The sequence below is a fragment of the Marinifilum sp. JC120 genome (genome assembly GCA_004923195.1).
GTDB lineage: Bacteria > Desulfobacterota > Desulfovibrionia > Desulfovibrionales > Desulfovibrionaceae > Maridesulfovibrio.
Genome location: RDSB01000009.1, coordinates 148,154 through 165,538 on the forward strand (window position 1 = coordinate 148,154; position 17,385 = coordinate 165,538).

Sequence of the window (17,385 nt, forward strand, 5' to 3'; positions counted from 1 at the left end):
AACCGCGACAGTGAAAACTGATCGCGGTTTTTTTATGCCTGCACAGCACTGTCGTAGAAAAAAATTCAGGAGAGAAAAAATGACTGACAACGCAACTATCAATGCAGACGGCTTTTTCGGTGAATACGGCGGACAGTACGTTCCCGACCAGCTTATTCCCATCCTGAACGAGCTGGCGGACACCTACGAAAAATACAGGAAAGATCCCGATTTCATCAAAGAATTCCAGTATTATCTCGCAAAATATTCCGGTCGCCCTACTCCTCTCTATCTTTGCGCCAATCTTACTGAAGAACTCGGTGGTACTAAAATTTACCTCAAGCGTGAAGACCTTAACCATCTTGGCGCGCACAAGGTCAACAATACCATCGGTCAGATTCTGCTGGCAAAACGCATGGGCAAGAAAAAAATCATAGCTGAAACCGGTGCCGGACAGCACGGCGTAGCCACTGCCGCAACCTGCGCGCTCATGGGCATGAAATGTACCATCGTCATGGGTGAGGTGGATATAGAAAGGCAGAAGCTGAACGTTTTCCGTATGCGCATGATGGGTGCTGAAGTTGTGGCTGCAACTTCCGGCCAAAAAACCCTCAAGGAAGCTGTTGACGAAGCTCTTACTGCGTGGATCGGTGATGCAGAAAATACTTTTTACCTGCTCGGTTCCGCTGTCGGCCCGCATCCTTATCCGATGATGGTCCGCGACTTTCAGTCTGTAATCGGTAAAGAAGCTAGGCAGCAATGTCTTGAAGACGAAGGCCGTCTGCCTGATTACTGCATCGCCTGTGTGGGCGGCGGTTCCAACGCCATCGGCATGTTTGCAGATTTCATCGTCGACGAATCGGTTAAACTGGTTGGCGTAGAACCTTCCGGGCGCGGACTCAAGCTCGGCGATCACGCCGCAACCCTCTCCTTTGGCGAGCCGGGTGTAATGCACGGATTCAACTCCTATATGCTCAAGGATGAACAGGGCGAACCTGCTCCGGTCTACTCCATTTCCGCAGGTCTCGATTACCCCAGCGTCGGTCCTGAGCACTCCCATCTCAAGGATCTTGGTCGCGCTCAATACGAGTACGCTTCAGACAAGGAAGCTACCGATGCATTCTTCAAACTTTCCCAGTGCGAAGGCATCATCCCCGCACTTGAGTCCTCCCACGCGCTTGCCTATGCACTCAAGCTGGCACCGCAGCTCGACAAGGACAAAATTATCATCGTCAACCTTTCCGGGCGCGGCGACAAAGACGTGGCCCAGATCGAAGACATGATAGCTAAAGGCGAACTTGAATTACCATAGGACTTCGCCATCATTTAATAACAAAACGGCCTGTTCTCTGAAGAGAACAGGCCGTTTTTATTAGAATAATCATATACTATTCACATCTGCCCATCTAATTTTTCACCTGACAGCCATTTGGCATAACTGCCTTCAAAATCGGTCAATATCTGCGCCATCATGGGCATGAAAGATCCTATGCCGCCCTCAATGCCGAATCCGGCAAGATAAGCCTGCTGTCCACTAAATACCAGATCCTTCTGGACCATAATCAATGCGTTCTGCGGGACAGTGACTTTGTTCTTTGTGTTGAAGCTTTTCTTACAAGCATCAAGATCCGTTGAAATCCAGTTGCGACAAAGAATAGGCCGCACTTCATAGATGGAACACTGGTCATCATTGAGAAACGGACAGGGATGGAAATAACCTTTGGCAAATTCCTTGAGCTGACCGGGAGCAAAACCGCTGGCAGCAGCCATACATTCCTCGGTTAAACGGACAAATTCATCTTCAGAACAATTTGCAGCCAAATGGAGTGCAATGCGAAAAGCTTCCTGCGGAGTCAGGGTAATGTGCGAAGAGCAGCAATAGGAACAACCGGATGCACAGGCCACCTTGAAGCCCTGATCCAGACTCTCCACCTGTCCCTGCACCGCGCTGAAATTTGCATCAAACAACCCACAACCTTTTTCCGCCAACAAAACCGGAAACTGCGGCATATCGGGAGTAATCTTTCCGCAATCTGCGCACACAGCCATACTCATATCCCGCAAGAATTTAATCATCTCCGGGTGGGCTTCAAAAAAAGGATAGACATGGGCAAGCCCGCTATCGATAATTTTATCAAGACTATTTTCCATGCTCTCCTCCTGAAGAAATTGTGCGATTGCGATTGGCAAGCAGTATACCCGAAATATTGTGCCACAAACTAAAAAGTGCACCGGGCAATGCGCTTACCGCGCTGAAATATTTGGTTGCCAGTGCCACGCCCAGACCGGAATTCTGCATTCCCACCTCAATGGCAAGAGTCAGGCTGTCACGATGGTTGAATCCGGCCAGCCTGCCCGTCCCGTACCCTACTCCCAGTCCGCCAAGATTATGCAGGGCCACAGCGAGAAAAATCAGCAACGGAAAAGAAGACAATAAATCACGGTTCAGACCGATAATACAGGCTACCAACATGGCAATTACCATAATGGAAATGGAAGGGAAAATGTGCAACAGAGGGTCCAGCCTGCTGCGTAAAAGCCTGCGCAAAACCAAGCCGTCCACTAACGGGAAAATAACTATCCAGAACACGGATTTGACCATGGGCAGAAATGGAATTTCGATCTGCTGGTTCAGGACGGCATAAATAATCAGCGGGGTCAGAACCGGAGCCAGACAGGTTGAAACGAGAGTCATAGTCACCGAAAGGGCCACATTGGCCTTTGCCAAATGCGCGATGACATTGGAAGCCGTCCCGCCGGGACAAGCCCCAACAACGACCATACCGACCAATGCTTCCTGCGGCAGTCCCAGCAGAGCAGATAAAGTCACAGCCAGAATGGGCATGACAGTATATTGCAGCAGGACACCCAGCCCAACGGCTTTATAATTCCTGATCGCCGCTGCAAAATCACTGAACTCAAGGGTCAAGCCCATGCCGAACATAATGATCCCCAGACTGAGGGCGATGTGCGGTTTCATCCATGTAAACAGGGAAGGTTCAAGAAAGGCGGCAAAACTCAAAACCAGTGCCAACAAAAGAAAATGCCGTTCGATAGAGCGACATAAGGTACTAATCATCTCCACTCCTGCGAAAAACTACTAGCAAACATCATGTTTGTGTTGCTGCACGGCACAAATCAAAATTCTGAGGAACTAAGAAAAAAGTATACATAGCGAGCAATGCAGGCTGGTTCAGGACAATGAGAGCGGCTTCTAGTACATGCGGGCTGGAACTATAGCGGGGAACGGCAAACAAACAGCAAAGAACTTTAACTTACCTGAATTTTCAATTCATCAAGATAGAAACGGTATTTTTTTACAAGAGGAGCAAGAGCCTCTTCCATGCCCAGCTTGGAAACATCATGTATTGCCATACCCAATCGGGAAAGAGGATCAAGGCAAAAATTTGCGGCAGCACCTTTCAAACTGTGGCCCAACCGTCCCACTTCTTTCAGGTCGCCGATTTCAAGACTGCTTTCCATCTGCTGCAACTCATCAAACTGATGAACCACAAAATGCGGGATCAATTCTCTGAGATCATCATTGATGATAAACAGGTCTTGACCTGCACTCTCTCCAGACATCATTTCTTACTCCAGAATAGTAATATTTTCAGGGAGTCCGCCCTTTGCAGCAACAGCCGAAACGGTTGACCTTATAGTATCCCATTTTACAGGCTTGGAAATGAATCCGTCACACCCCGCCCGCGCAGAATCCATCCGATTGGAACTGTAAGCTCTGGCTGCAAGCGCAACAATTACAGTCCGCTGCCTGTCACTGTCCAGTTCGAATTCACGCATTCGCTTTACAGCCGTAATTCCATCCATAACCGGTAATTCCAGATCCATGAACACAAGGTCGTAGCTATTGTCGCTAAAAAGCTGCACAGCCTGCAACCCATCAACCGCAACAGTTATATCCGCCCCGGTATCAAGGATAAAAAGTTCCAGAATCTTGCGATGGCTTTCATTGTCCTCCACCAACAGGATATTCAACCCCCGACCGGCCCTATTCCTATCTTTGGATGGATCCCCGACAGAAGCCAGACAACGGATCAGATCCGCATCAAACACCGGCTTAATCAAAGTATAATCAGCTCCGACCAAACGGGCATTCTGCCTGTCGTCTTCTGTGCATCCGGCTGAAAACATCATTGCCACGCGTCCGGGAAGCAAACCTTTTTGCTGTGCTTTTGAAAGGAAGTCAACCCCCGGCATGTCTGGCATGTCACTATCTACAAGCAACAAATCATAAGCCTTTTCGTGCTCTGCTCCTCCCGCAAGATAATGTAGCCCTTCAGGGCCATCAGCAGCCATAACCGCATCAATTCCAAATGATTGCATCCTGCGGGCCAACACTTCACGCACGGTGTGATTATCATCCACCAGCAAGACCCGCGTTCCAGAAAAATCAGCGACACTGCGCATGGGTTCATACACTGATTTTTTGAATGGAATGGAAAAATAAAAAATACTCCCCTTCCCGCTTTCGCTCTCAAAGCGAATTTCACCATCCATGAGAACTGCCAAACGCGAAGCTGCGGCCAATCCCAATCCAACCCCGCCATATTCGCGAGAGGTGGAACCATCCACTTGAACAAAACTATCAAAAATACTTTCCCGCCGCCCTTCGGGAATACCGATCCCGGTATCGCGGACAGTATAAAGCAACCGTTCAAAATCATCACCCGACTCTTCGATGCTCAAACGGACATCAACCTCGCCACTGGAGGTAAACTTTACGGCATTGGAAACAATGTTCAGCAGGATCTGACGCACCCGGACCGGATCACCCACAACCTGCACCGGGACTCCCAGCTCAGCATCACAGATGACTTCAATATCCCTTGCATGTGCAGAATGCGCCACACTCTTGCAAACACTCTGGACTTCTCGCGAAGGATCAAAAGGCACAGGGACCAACTCGATCTGCCCGGATTCTATCTGCACAAAATCAAGAATATCGTTAATGATCTTGAGCAACAACTCCCCCGACCCACGGAAGATCTCTACATACCCCATCTGTTCAGGATCAAGCTCGGTTTCAAGCAGCAAGTCCCCCATGCCGAGTATGGCATTCATGGGAGTCCTGATTTCGTGACTGATCATAGCCAAAAATTGGCTCTTGAACCGGCTGGCCTTCTCAGCCTTGTCCTTTGATTTCTCAAGTTCCCCCACAGTGAAAGAAAATTCCTCAAGTGCCGTGTTTAAATCCCTCTCTGCCTTACGGCGAATATCCACCTCCCCCATGAGCTTACGATTCGCTTCGCTTAGGGACTCGGTTCTTTCAACAACCTTTTGTTCCAATTCGGCCTGCATTTGGGACAATTTGATGCAAAGCTGTTCAAGAGAACCGGCAAGACTGCCGATTTCATCTTCTCTCTCCAGCCCCTCAAAAGTAACATCTTCTCCTTCATTAGCCCGCTTTGCCTGTTTCGAAAGACTGACCACAGGTGAAACCACCGCCCTGCGGAGAAACAATCGCAGACTAAATCCCCCGACCAGTGCTGCTCCCAAAAGCAAAGGTAGGATATAGAACAATGCAAAAGAAGCATTATTTGAAAATTCACTATTCAAAATTCCAACACGGACATAGCCCAGATATTCGCCATCTTTAAGAATTCGTCTTTCAACAAAGACCACTTTATTCGCATCCGCTCCTTCATCCAGCTCCTGAAACTGGCTAAGCAAGGTCCCGGACTGACTGAAAACGGAACAGGAAACGACATCTTTATCAGTACATACATTTCTTACTAATTCTTCCAGTTTATAATCCTGAAAGGTAAGAATTGCCTCACTGCCTGAAAATGCAACCAAAGAGGCAACCATATTACCTTTGGATTCTATAGAACCTTCAACTTTGTAGAGGTAGAGTTCATTGAAGCAGTACCCCAGCGGCAATAAAATCGCCACCAGCACCCCTACAAGACCTAGGGTAATTCTACGTTTGATCCTGAAAAAATTAGCCATCAAAAATATCCCGTTTTAATCGACTGAAGGTTCCACTTTTATCTTTCCTGAAACAAGATCCCTTTTCAAACCATCAAGCATATTCAGGACATCAGGAGAAAACAGATGTTTGCTGTATTTCATCTCAGTCAAACCGACACCGAAGTTTGCCAAGTCATAAATCTTGCGTCCCGCAACATAGGTTCCATTCAACACAGCGAGTCCCTCTTTATACACAGCAACATCGAGCCTTTTCATCATGCTGGTCAAAATAGATCCCTTGGCCATGTAGTCCTGATCCGAGTCCACGCCAACAACATAATTACCAGTCTTGCGCGCAGCCTGAATTATGCCGTTGCCGGAAAGTCCGGCTACCGCATAAACAATATCTACTCCAGAACCGTACATATTCATGGCTAAAGCATTGGCCTGCTGAGGGTCCTCAAACCCTCTCGCCGAGAGTCCTGAACGCACGAATTTAACTTCAACCTCCACATCCCTGCCGGAATGCTTCACCCCCAGAAGAAAGCCATTCAAGAAATCCTTGATCACAGGCATCTCATTGCCGCCGATAAAACCGATTCTGCCTGTCTTAGTCTGCCACGCGCTAAGTGCTCCCACCAGACAAGAGCCCATACCCTGCGCATATTCAATCGAAATTATATTGGGATACCCTTCAATGGAACAATCATTGAGGATAAATACAACATCAGGATGATCAAGGGCTATTTCACCGAATCGCGGGTTGGCGGACGCACTATTGACGACCACTATGCTTACATCCTCCTTAAGCAGAGAATCAATGGCACCCCTGACCGATTCAGGACAAAAGCCGCCCTTACGGACAATAATTTCGACCTGTTGCTCCTTTTGCAACCTGCGCAATCCGGCAATAGCCATCTCATTAAAGGAGCTGTCATTAACAGTATCTCCAGAAGCTACAAATCCAATTTTTACCTCTTTTGCGTGACAAACAGAAATCACCCCAAAAGCAATAGAAAGAAGGAATGCCGCCATCAAGAAATATGACTTTGCCCTGATCATGATATCATCCTGTCAAAATCACACATCATTATTGTCATCAGGATCAAGAAGGCCCCCAAGATCAGCGCCTAGGACCCGGCCCGGCCACTTGTAAAAACAATATCCGTGTTCCTCCACAAACTTTCTGATCTTCTGCTGCCCGCCACGGGCAAAAGGAAGCGAAGAAAAACCGATATGTTCTTTGGTCACTTCAATATCACCAAAAAGATACATCAGATTGAACGGCACCGCCTTTTCGGGATGAATTTCAGCGGGGACAACCAGATGCATAGCCTGAGAATTACTCCCCCTAAAAACATTGATCTTACCGGTCAATTCCTTGCGTTCTACAACTTCATCCTTGAAAAAAGGCTCAATCAGACGTTTAAGAGTCCCATCCACCTTGGCAACCGCAAGGCCATAGTTCGTGATGGGAACATGCTGACGATCACAATCCCTGATTCTCCTGAGCATGTCCGCCCGCTCGGCCATGCATGCTCCGCAATGAACCACAAGCTTATACTCCGACAAATCAAGAGGTAGACCGCACCCGGTCTTGGATTCAAAAATGATATTACGGTCTGTATATCCGGCAATCCTTGTCGGAATCATATCCTTACCGAGGTCCTCGGCCTTTGGATGGTGCGGGCAGGCCTCGACAATCAGCACCTTGTCTCCGTCTTCAAGATTATCAATAGCATTGGCTCCCTGAACAAGCTGTTCCAGATTGCCTTTATGACGGGCAAATAGAATAGGAAAAGTGGTCAGAGAAACATCGCGCGGAATGATGTCCATAACTTTCTTGATTGGTTCGGAATCGGCAATAACAAGGGCAGGACGTCTCTTTTGACCTGAAATCGTCTGGTAAAGTTCACCTTCCTTGACGATAACCGCGATCCCACCGGCATCAAGGATTTCACGCAGGACCTGCGACTTGGGAAGCCCCAGCCTTCCTTTAGGCGAGACAGGATCCTCCGAGACCACGCAGACCACGAAATCACCCCGGCCCATAAGATCTCGGGCTAACACCGGATCAAGCATATTATCTTCAGGCGCAAGAGCCATTATGGATTTCTTGAGCCGCTCAATACCACGTCCGTCCACTGTGGAAGTGGCCACAAACCGGACACCGCGCGAACCGCAGAACTCCATATCCGCAAGGCTGGGCCGCCTGATATCCGCCTTGTTGAAAACCATAACGCAGGGAATACCGCGGTCACGTAACAAATTGGTCAGCTCCCGTTCCTCATCAAGAATACCGGAATCATCGGTAACAATGACCGCAACATCAACGCTGTACAAGGCATCCTTTATAGCCTTTGCCCGGTCATCCCCGGGAACATGCGCATCGGTATCGTAAATGGTCACCGGACCCAGAGGATGAATCTCTGCCCTTGTCAGGGGATACATTTCATCTTCACTGGCCACGGGACTGACTTCGCCACCTTCAATTCCTGAAAGGGCACGTATTATTGAAGACTTACCCACATTGCTTCTGCCCGCAATGGCTATGGCAAGCTTGGAACCACTTCCAATTTCAGCAGTCATTCTTCAACCTCCGGTTCATATCACTAACTGACAAAACAACTTCTGTACGACTGAGTATTATCATTTGTTCAAGAAATAACACTTTTTACAAAACCTTTCATCCTATTATCCTGAATTGATTTTAAACCGAGAAACATTCGCGACGGCAAAAAAAAATGCGGGACCCCCTAAGGACCCCGCAAAATTTTTCCCACACCCGCAAAGGTACGGTATTACTTTTTCTGGTTCTTGGCAATTTTCTTCCAAGTGTCACGCAAAGTGGCAGTTCTGTTGAAAACCGGCTTTTCAGAAGTAGAATCCGGATCAGCACAAAAATAGCCGATTCTTTCAAACTGGCAACGGAAACCGGGCTCTACATTTTCAAGGGAACGCTCCAAATAAGCAGTACGAACTTCAAGGGAATCAGGGTTGATATGATCTTTGAAATCGGAATCATCCTTGTTGCTCATGGGGTTCTCTTTAGTGAAGAGATGGTTGTAGAGGCGAACCTCGGCTTCAACAGCATGGTCCACGGAAACCCAGTGAATAGTTCCTTTAACTTTGCGACCATCATCGGACCAGCCGCCACGGGTTGCCGGATCGTAAGTGCAGCGAAGTTCAACAACCTCGCCGTTCTCATCCTTGATCACATCGGTACAGGTTACATAGTAAGCTGCACGCAAACGGACTTCACGGCCCACGGAAAGTCTGAAAAATTTCTTGGGCGCATCTTCCATGAAATCGTCACGTTCAATATAGAGAGTCTTGGAGAAAGGCACCTTGCGAGTTCCGGCAGCCTCATCTTCAGGATTGTTCTGGACTTCGAATTCCTCAACCTGACCTTCGGGATAGTTATCAATAACCAGCTTGATGGGATTAACTACACCCATGACCCGGTTGGAGTGGGCATTAAGGTCTTCACGCACGGAAAACTCGAGCAGTGCGAAGTCAACCATGTTAGCAGCCTTAGCCACACCGATTCGTTCGCAGAAATTACGAATGGAAGCCGGGGAGTAACCGCGTCTTCTCATACCGGAAATTGTGGGCATGCGCGGATCATCCCATCCGGAAACGTGACCTTCTTCCACCAGCTCGATCAAACGGCGTTTACTCATAACAGTATAGCTGAGATTGAGCCTTGCAAATTCAATCTGCTGCGGACGGTACGCTCCGAGAGTTTCAAGGGTCCAGTCGTAAAGGGCGCGGTTGTTTTCAAATTCGAGAGTGCAGATTGAATGAGTAATCTTTTCCAGCGAATCGGAAATACAATGGGTGAAGTCGTACATGGGATAGATGCACCATTTGTCACCGGTGCGGTGATGGTGGGCCTTCCTGATCCGGTACAGAGTGGGGTCGCGCAGGATCACATTGGGGGAAGCCATATCAATCTTGGCCCGCAGCACATGTTTCCCATCCTCGAACTCACCGTTTTTCATACGCTCGAAAAGATCAAGGTTCTCTTCAATGGAGCGGTCGCGGTAAGGGCTGTTTTTACCCGGTTCTTTGAGAGAACCACGGTATTCACGGGTTTCTTCAGCACTCAGACTGTCCACGTAAGCATTCCCGTCTTTGATCAACTTGACTGCATATTCATACAATTTATCAAAATAATCTGAAGAATAATGCAGCCTGCCTTCCCAATCAAATCCCAGCCAGCGGACATCCTTCTCAATGGATTCCACATACTCGGTATCTTCCTTGACCGGGTTGGTATCATCAAAACGCAAATTGCAAGTTCCATTGTAATCTCTGGCAAGCCCGAAATTCAAGCAAATGGATTTTGCATGGCCGATATGCAGGTAACCGTTAGGTTCGGGAGGAAAACGAGTCGCCACCCGTCCTTCATATTTTCCCGTTTCATTATCCTTATCAATAATCGCGGTAATAAAATTCTTACCTACATTGGATTCGCTATTATTATCTGACATTTATCTGCATCCTTAATTTTTTTTATTCTTCAGCTGTCCTGCATAAAAACTCACAGGAAAAAGCATCATTCACTAAGAAACTTATTCAAATACGAAAATTTATGCCAACGGTCAAATATGCCGAAATTTAAAATATACATATTTTTTTACTTTTTCAGCATAATAAACTTCCACCTAGGAAACAATCCTAAACAATGAGTCAAAATACTGAAAGCACTCTTAAAAAAATTGTTCATGAGCTTTTTTTCTGTTAAGATGCTGAAAGCACAACTGCAACGGTTTAATTCCTGATAAAAATATGGAATAAAAAATCTAGCCGGGTTCATACGAAATATTTTTATTCCGGCTTACTGCACCAATAATATATGCCAACTTTTTTTAAGGAGTCGCAATAATGAATGTAGAATTGGCTAAACCTTTTATCAAGGCAACTTCGGACATCCTGACAATGATGGCCATGATAACGCCTACAGCGGGTAAACCGTTTGTAAAAAAAGGTAATGTTGCCAACGGAGATGTCACGGGCATAGTCGGCTTTACAGGCACAGTAACTGGAAGTGTTTCAATTTCTTTTGAAAAAGCGTGCGCCGCGCAAATCGTGAGAAATATGCTCGGCGATGATATTCAAGACATTGTTCAGGATGTGAAGGATGCTGTGGGTGAAATAACCAACATGGTTTCAGGTCAGGCAAGGGCCGGACTCACAGAAATGGGCTACAAACTTCAAGGCTCCACTCCAACTGTAGTCATGGGCGACAACCACACCATTGCCCATGTCACCTCCGGAGCGGTGATGGCGATTCCATTCAGCACGGACCATGGCAACTTCACCATCGAATTCAGCTTCGATTAAAAAATTAAAGCCCGGAAGTTTTTCTACTTCCGGGCTTCTTCTTATCTCATTCCCCAGCCGAACTTTCCGGCGACAACTGCACCTTGACCTGATTACGCCCGGCTTCCTTGGCCGCATACAAACCGATATCTGCGGCTTTAAGCAGATGTTCCAATGTATTTGTATCTTTATTAAAAGTGGCAACCCCTATACTCACAGTAATGTTCAAGACCCCGGACCGGGTATTCATTGCCGTGGACTCAATTTCTGAACGCAGCCTTTCGGCAACCAGAGTTGCTCCCTCAAGCCCGGTATCAGGAAGCAGGACAGAAAATTCTTCCCCTCCGATCCTTCCAAAAACATCTATATTACGTAAAATTTTCAATCCGGTACCGGAAAGAGCTTTCAAGACATCGTCTCCGGCATCATGACCATGCATATCGTTCACTGTTTTAAAGTAATCGATATCAATCATCAGCAGAGACAGTTCACGCCCATACCTGCGGGTCCGCTCCAAGGCATCTTCGGCACTTTCCATGAAAAAGCGACGGTTGCTGAGTCCCGTCAGAGAATCAGTAGTCGCCAGTTTACGTAATTTATCCTCGGCTTCCTTGCGTTCGGTAACATCCCTGAACGTTCCGACCACCCACCACTGCTCATCCTTACGTAAAGGCGAAAGAAGAACTTCAGCCGGAAAAACCTCACCGCCCTTACGGCGTACGTTTACAGTAAAAGATCCGTAACTGGAAAGAAGTCCATCAATATAATTATCGTCCTCTCCCGATGCATCTGAAGAAATATTATCCTCGGCAAAAAAGCAACACTGCAAACTTTCACCAAGCATTTCGTCAGTCCTGAACCCGAAAATTTTTTCAGCTGCCGGATTCCAGAAATGAACCAGACCTTTCTCGTCCATCAGCACCAATGCATCCTGAACAGAATCACTTATGCTCTGGAGCATGTCTTCCCGATCCTGCAAGTCCTGAACAGCCTTCTTCTGGGCACTGATATCAGAGGTAGCCCCGCGGAATCCGGTCACCGTACCTTCTGTATCAAAAACAGGCACTCCGTTAAATTCAAGCCATATTTTCCGGCCATCACGATTAACAAATTTAAAAACCAGCCCTCGAAAATTGTGTCCGAACTGGGCAGCATCCAAAAACTCCTTACGCACATCCCAAGAAGATTCCTCATCCACAAAATCAAAAGGGGAACGCCCGATAAGTTCTTCCGCACTATATCCGAGCACATCCTCAGCCCTGCCGGTCACAAAGACAAAACTGCCGTCAGGCCCGGTTTCCCAGATAAATTCTCCGGCAGCGTCTGCGACATCCATAAATCTTTTCTCACTATCCTCAAGAGCCAGACGAATATCTTCGCTGGAAAAAGTCATGGATGTCTGACGCCAGAACAGATAACCAACCATTAAAATCAGAAAACTCAACAAAAAAAGCATGGTATTCCTGTGCGGAACCACCAAAGCTTTATCCATGACACGGGAAACAACTTTCCACCCTTCATTAAAAATAACATCCTGTCGCAGAACGTAATGAAAAGAATTGCGATTCAGAGAATCAAAGGTGTAAACACCGTCCGAAGCCATGAACTGCCCATGATTATTCCCCTTTATTTCATTCCATATATCAGGAAATTCACGCTCAATAAGCCCCTCTTCCGGATTAAACAAAAACTTCCAGTCATAAGTTTCGTCCGGACCGAGAATCCAACCGCCGTTATCATTAAGAAGATAAAGACTTCCAAATGACTCCGCTCCGATTTCACTGAAAATCTTGAACAACTGCTCACCTGAAAAATTAATAACCAGAAAACCGGAGTTCATGTCGTCTACATAGATTTTCTTTACAATCCTAATCACCGGCGTGAAGGGAACAACTACTTTGCCGAACTCCATATTCAGGTCAAAGCTGGAAATATAGACCTCGTCCTCCAGCTTTAATGCTTCCTTAATATAAGTACGACCGCTTTTGTCCTGAAGATAATTCCCGGCAACACGCAGCGGACGGCCATTGGTAATATTAACCCTAACCAGCTCCATGCCCTGCGGCGAAAGGTAGCGTAACTGAACACATCCTTTGCAGCGGGAACCAAATACAGAAAAAATATCCGCGATCTGGTCATCAATTCCATACGGGTCTCCCCGCATTGCCAATTGCGCCTCGAGCAGGCCGGCAAGTATCGTGGTATTTTCAATGCCGGATTCTAGCCAGGAATTGAAAGCCGAAATATTGCTTTTTACCAGTTCCACCTCATGATTTTTAACAATGCCGAAATACTGATTTCTCTGAGCAATCATTGCCCATGCAGAGACCGCGATAATCAGTACCGCAACAAGAAAAAAACGCTTGATGAAATATAAAAAGACACTGCTTGAGCTTTTTGTTTTCATAAAATTAAATATCCCGAACAGAAGTTCATTGTGAGCATCACGATAAGTCGAACAATGGAAATTCAACGGTGAATGCATTACAGCAACAAAATATTACATTATTTCAGGATCACGTTCAACGTAATTGGAAAAGTTACGAATTCGCTGAGCCGTTCGAACAGATATACCGAACCTCTCCGCCACCTGTGCAGGAGTTGCCCCACCATCATAAGCCTTGAAAATCCGTTCCCGAAGCTTGAGTTTATGCAATTCTTCCAGATCAGGTACGGAAACCCTTATCCCACCCCAGAAATACATCAAACGTTCAGCTGCCTCCCTGCCCAGCACACTGATCAACCCCTCTGCGGACATAGCCCGCCTTCCCTCCATATCCGGATAAGTATCACTTCCTGAAACAGTGCCCAACCTCATATGATTACTCCTTTTCAGCTAACGATTACCTTAATCACCAACCAAAGATTCCCTCTAAAGATCTTGGCCTGATGGTAACAACGGAACCGTACTATTACCAAAAAGAACCCAATGCAAGCCATTTCGGCTATAAATTTTACCAATTGGTAAAAACTTAAACAAAAAGAAAACTTAATAGGGACTTTTCTTAATAAAAAGTGTAATTATATTTACAAGGAGGAAACATGGGTTTTTACACAGATTTAGTCGAAGGACTGCGAAATATGATCGGTCCAAACCGCAAATATGCCAACCCTACACAGATGGCTAAAGCATGCGAAGTGGCTCCCAATCAGATTATTCGCTACATTAAACAGGAACGCGGCAAACATATTCAGGTACTGGCGAGAGTACTCGATAAAATCGGAGCCAGAATTGTCTTTCCAGAAGAAGAAACAGAAAGCAGCAACGATTTCCGAAAAGCCCCTAGAGCACTGGCCCGCACCGAGCGGGACGGCAAAAAACTTAATATAGACAACGATGCACCGGACCTGCTGGCTTTCAGCACCAACTGGATGGCTGAAAAGGGCGATCCTGATTCCATGAAAATATTAACCGTCACCGGCAATGCTATGGCTCCACGTATTGAAGACGGTAATCATGTGCTGGTAGACGAATCTCAAAAAGATTTCTTTGAAGGACGCATATATGCCGTGAGAATAGATGAAGAAATTCTCATCCGCCGAGTAGCAAGGGAGCCAGGAAGAATCCTGCTCATTTCCGAGAATCAAGAAGCTTCTCCCGGACCGATAACTTTGGAAAACAGCAATCCGACTCACAACTGGGCCTCCATCGGCAGAGTCGTCTTTGTAGCCAAAGACATCCTTTAAGAATATCAATTTCATGATTTACAAAAAAAACTCAATCATGCTGTTGACAGTTTTTAATAATGACTTACTTTCATTCAATCCCTGCGGCAGGATTCTATTTCCTACAACCTCATGAAAGGCCGTAGCGGTTCACAGGCGATAAGCCTGAAAGCAAAAAATTGTATCGAAATATTGGAGGAAAACTGATGAAACTTAAGCCGTTAGCAGATCGTGTTCTGGTCAGACGCCTTGAAGTGGAAGAAAAAACCGTTGGTGGAATCATCATCCCTGATTCCGCAAAAGAAAAACCCCTTAAGGGTGAAGTCGTAGCCGCCGGTCCCGGCAAACTCGACGACAATGGTTCCAGAATCGTTCTGGGTGTGAAAGAAGGCGACGCAGTACTTTTCGCAAAATACGCTGGCACTGAAATCAACATTGAAGGTGTAGACCACCTGATCATGCGCGAAGACGACATCCTCGCGGTTGTCGAATAATCAGGCCGCTCCGGTAATCGCACTTATGTACAGCCCCAAGGCTGGATAGTTTAATACATTTCTTTATTCTAAGGAGAAACACCAAATGGCTAAACAGATTCTTTTTGATGCCAAAGCTCGTGAAAAACTGAAACTCGGCGTAGACAAACTCGCCAACGCTGTGAAAGTAACCCTCGGACCCAAAGGCCGTAACGTTGTTATGGACAAATCCTTCGGTTCCCCGGTCATTACCAAAGACGGTGTTTCCGTAGCCAAAGAAATCGAACTGGAAGACAAGTTCGAAAACATGGGCGCACAGATGGTTAAGGAAGTTGCTTCCAAAACCTCCGACATCGCCGGTGACGGTACCACCACTGCTACCATCCTCGCTCAGTCCGTTTTCACCGAAGGTGTAAAACTCGTTGCAGCAGGCCGTAACCCCATGGCTATCAAACGCGGTATCGATAAAGCAGTTGAAGCAATCATCGATCACCTCGAAGGTCTTGCTAAACCCACCCGCGACCAGAAAGAAATCGCTCAGGTCGGTACCATCTCCGCAAACAACGACGTAACCATCGGTAACATCATTGCTGAAGCCATGAACAAGGTCGGCAAAGAAGGCGTTATCACTGTTGAAGAAGCAAAGGGCCTCGACACAACTCTCGACGTTGTTGAAGGTATGCAGTTCGACCGCGGTTACCTTTCCCCCTATTTCGTATCCAACGCAGAAAAAATGATCTGCGAAATGGATGAGCCTCTGATCCTGATCAGCGAAAAGAAAGTCACCAGCATGAAAGAACTCCTGCCCGTTCTCGAGCAGGTTGCTAAAATGAGCAAACCTCTGGTGATCATCGCTGAAGATATCGAAGGCGAAGCTCTGGCTACTCTCGTAGTTAACAAACTGCGCGGTACCCTCAACGTTGTTGCTGTTAAGGCTCCCGGTTTCGGTGACCGCCGTAAGGCCATGCTCGCTGATATCGCAGCTCTCACCGGCGGCGCAGTTGTTTCCGATGACATCGGTCTCAACCTCGAAGCAGTTTCCCTTGAGCACCTCGGTTCCGCTAAACGCGTTGTAATCGACAAAGACAACACCACTCTCGTAGACGGTGCTGGCGAAGGCGAATTGATCAAAGCCCGTGTTGGCCAGATCCGCAACGAAATCGACCTCTCCACTTCCGATTACGACCGTGAAAAACTTCAGGAACGCCTCGCTAAAATCGTTGGCGGCGTAGCAGTCATCAATGTTGGTGCTGCAACTGAAACCGAAATGAAAGAAAAGAAAGCACGCGTGGAAGATGCACTCAACGCTACCCGCGCTGCTGTTGAAGAAGGTATCGTTCCCGGTGGCGGAACCGCGCTTATCCGCTGTCTCCCCGCTCTGGAAAACGTAACCGCTTCCGACGACGACGAAACCGCAGGTATCGACATCATCCGTCGCGCCATTGAAGAGCCTCTCCGCCAGATCGCTGGCAACGCAGGCCTCGAAGGTTCCATCGTTGTTGAAAAAGTAAAAGAAAGCAAAGATGGTAACGGCTTCAACGCTGCTATCGGCGAATACGAAGACCTGATCAAGGCCGGTGTTATCGACCCCAAAAAGGTTACCCGTATCGCTCTCCAGAACGCAGCTTCCGTTGCAGGCCTCCTGCTGACCACCGAATGCGCTATTGCTGAAAAGCCCTCCAAAGCTGATGACATGCCCGCAGGCATGCCCGGCGGCATGGGCGGCGGTATGCCCGGCATGGGTGGCATGGGCGGAATGGGTGGCATGGGCGGCATGTACTAAGCCAGCCTTACCATCCGGCTCACAAAGCCAATTAAAAATCCCCGGCAGCCTTTCAGGTTGCCGGGGATTTTCTTTTGCTCTCTTTAGGAGGAAATGAGAACTATATATTTAAGCCCGCAAAATGTGCTGAGAAGGCTTGGAAGAATCTTAAGAGGAAATCTACTAACCTTTGATTATTTTAGAGCGGCCCGCACAATGCAGACCGCTCTTAAGGTATAAGCTCCG

The 17,385-nt window shown here is 47.2% G+C and carries 14 protein-coding genes; 5 read left to right on the forward strand and 9 right to left on the reverse strand.

The window, feature by feature from the left end; translation table 11 throughout:
- Nucleotides 1-79: 79 nt before the first annotated feature.
- Nucleotides 80-1,291, forward strand: a complete 1,212-nt coding sequence (gene trpB, locus D0S45_10765; protein TIH15668.1) for a tryptophan synthase subunit beta — start codon at nt 80-82, stop codon at nt 1,289-1,291.
- Nucleotides 1,292-1,371: 80 nt separating this feature from the next.
- Here trpB and D0S45_10770 read toward each other — a convergent pair whose 3' ends face one another.
- From D0S45_10770 to D0S45_10800, 7 genes are all read right to left on the reverse strand, one after another.
- Complete coding sequence (locus D0S45_10770; protein TIH15669.1) at nt 1,372-2,130, reverse strand: YkgJ family cysteine cluster protein; 759 nt, start codon at nt 2,128-2,130, stop codon at nt 1,372-1,374.
- Nucleotides 2,120-3,058 (reverse strand): bile acid:sodium symporter family protein, encoded by a 939-nt coding sequence (locus D0S45_10775; GenBank protein TIH15670.1) that lies wholly within the window; start codon nt 3,056-3,058, stop codon nt 2,120-2,122. The genes D0S45_10770 and D0S45_10775 overlap by 11 nt, the downstream gene beginning before the upstream one ends.
- Nucleotides 3,059-3,249: 191 nt before the next feature.
- Entirely contained in the window at nt 3,250-3,567 is a 318-nt protein-coding gene (locus tag D0S45_10780) for an Hpt domain-containing protein (protein ID TIH15671.1), read from the reverse strand.
- A 3-nt stretch (nt 3,568-3,570) separates the two neighbouring features.
- Complete coding sequence (locus tag D0S45_10785; protein TIH15672.1) at nt 3,571-5,949, reverse strand: response regulator; 2,379 nt, start codon at nt 5,947-5,949, stop codon at nt 3,571-3,573.
- Nucleotides 5,950-5,964: 15 nt separating this feature from the next.
- Nucleotides 5,965-6,972 (reverse strand): BMP family ABC transporter substrate-binding protein, encoded by a 1,008-nt coding sequence (locus D0S45_10790; protein TIH15673.1) that lies wholly within the window; start codon nt 6,970-6,972, stop codon nt 5,965-5,967.
- Nucleotides 6,973-6,990: 18 nt separating this feature from the next.
- Complete coding sequence (hydF, locus tag D0S45_10795; GenBank protein ID TIH15674.1) at nt 6,991-8,499, reverse strand: [FeFe] hydrogenase H-cluster maturation GTPase HydF; 1,509 nt, start codon at nt 8,497-8,499, stop codon at nt 6,991-6,993.
- 212 nt (nt 8,500-8,711) lie between these two features.
- The gene (locus tag D0S45_10800) at nt 8,712-10,406 is read right to left on the reverse strand and encodes a glutamine--tRNA ligase/YqeY domain fusion protein (GenBank protein TIH15675.1); all 1,695 of its coding nucleotides are present in this window, start codon (nt 10,404-10,406) and stop codon (nt 8,712-8,714) included.
- Between the two features lie 394 nt (nt 10,407-10,800).
- Between D0S45_10800 and D0S45_10805 the strand changes: the two genes are divergently transcribed.
- Nucleotides 10,801-11,259: a chemotaxis protein CheX gene (locus tag D0S45_10805; GenBank protein TIH15676.1), complete on the forward strand. Its 459-nt coding sequence runs from the start codon at nt 10,801-10,803 to the stop codon at nt 11,257-11,259.
- Nucleotides 11,260-11,305: 46 nt separating this feature from the next.
- Here D0S45_10805 and D0S45_10810 read toward each other — a convergent pair whose 3' ends face one another.
- Complete coding sequence (locus D0S45_10810; protein TIH15677.1) at nt 11,306-13,645, reverse strand: diguanylate cyclase; 2,340 nt, start codon at nt 13,643-13,645, stop codon at nt 11,306-11,308.
- Nucleotides 13,646-13,738: 93 nt separating this feature from the next.
- Nucleotides 13,739-14,056 carry a helix-turn-helix domain-containing protein gene (locus D0S45_10815; GenBank protein ID TIH15678.1) on the reverse strand — a complete coding sequence of 106 codons (318 nt, stop codon included), beginning with the start codon at nt 14,054-14,056 and terminating at the stop codon, nt 13,739-13,741.
- 224 nt (nt 14,057-14,280) lie between these two features.
- Here D0S45_10815 and D0S45_10820 point away from each other — a divergent pair, with 224 nt between their 5' ends.
- The 3 genes from D0S45_10820 to groL all read left to right on the forward strand — a co-directional run bounded on the left by D0S45_10820 (nt 14,281) and on the right by groL (nt 17,160).
- Nucleotides 14,281-14,925, forward strand: coding sequence for a helix-turn-helix transcriptional regulator (locus D0S45_10820; GenBank protein TIH15679.1), 645 nt, complete (start codon nt 14,281-14,283; stop codon nt 14,923-14,925).
- A gap of 185 nt (nt 14,926-15,110) precedes the next feature.
- Nucleotides 15,111-15,398, forward strand: a complete 288-nt coding sequence (locus tag D0S45_10825; GenBank protein TIH15680.1) for a co-chaperone GroES — start codon at nt 15,111-15,113, stop codon at nt 15,396-15,398.
- Between the two features lie 85 nt (nt 15,399-15,483).
- Nucleotides 15,484-17,160: a chaperonin GroEL gene (gene groL / locus D0S45_10830; protein ID TIH15681.1), complete on the forward strand. Its 1,677-nt coding sequence runs from the start codon at nt 15,484-15,486 to the stop codon at nt 17,158-17,160.
- Nucleotides 17,161-17,385 lie beyond the last annotated feature (225 nt).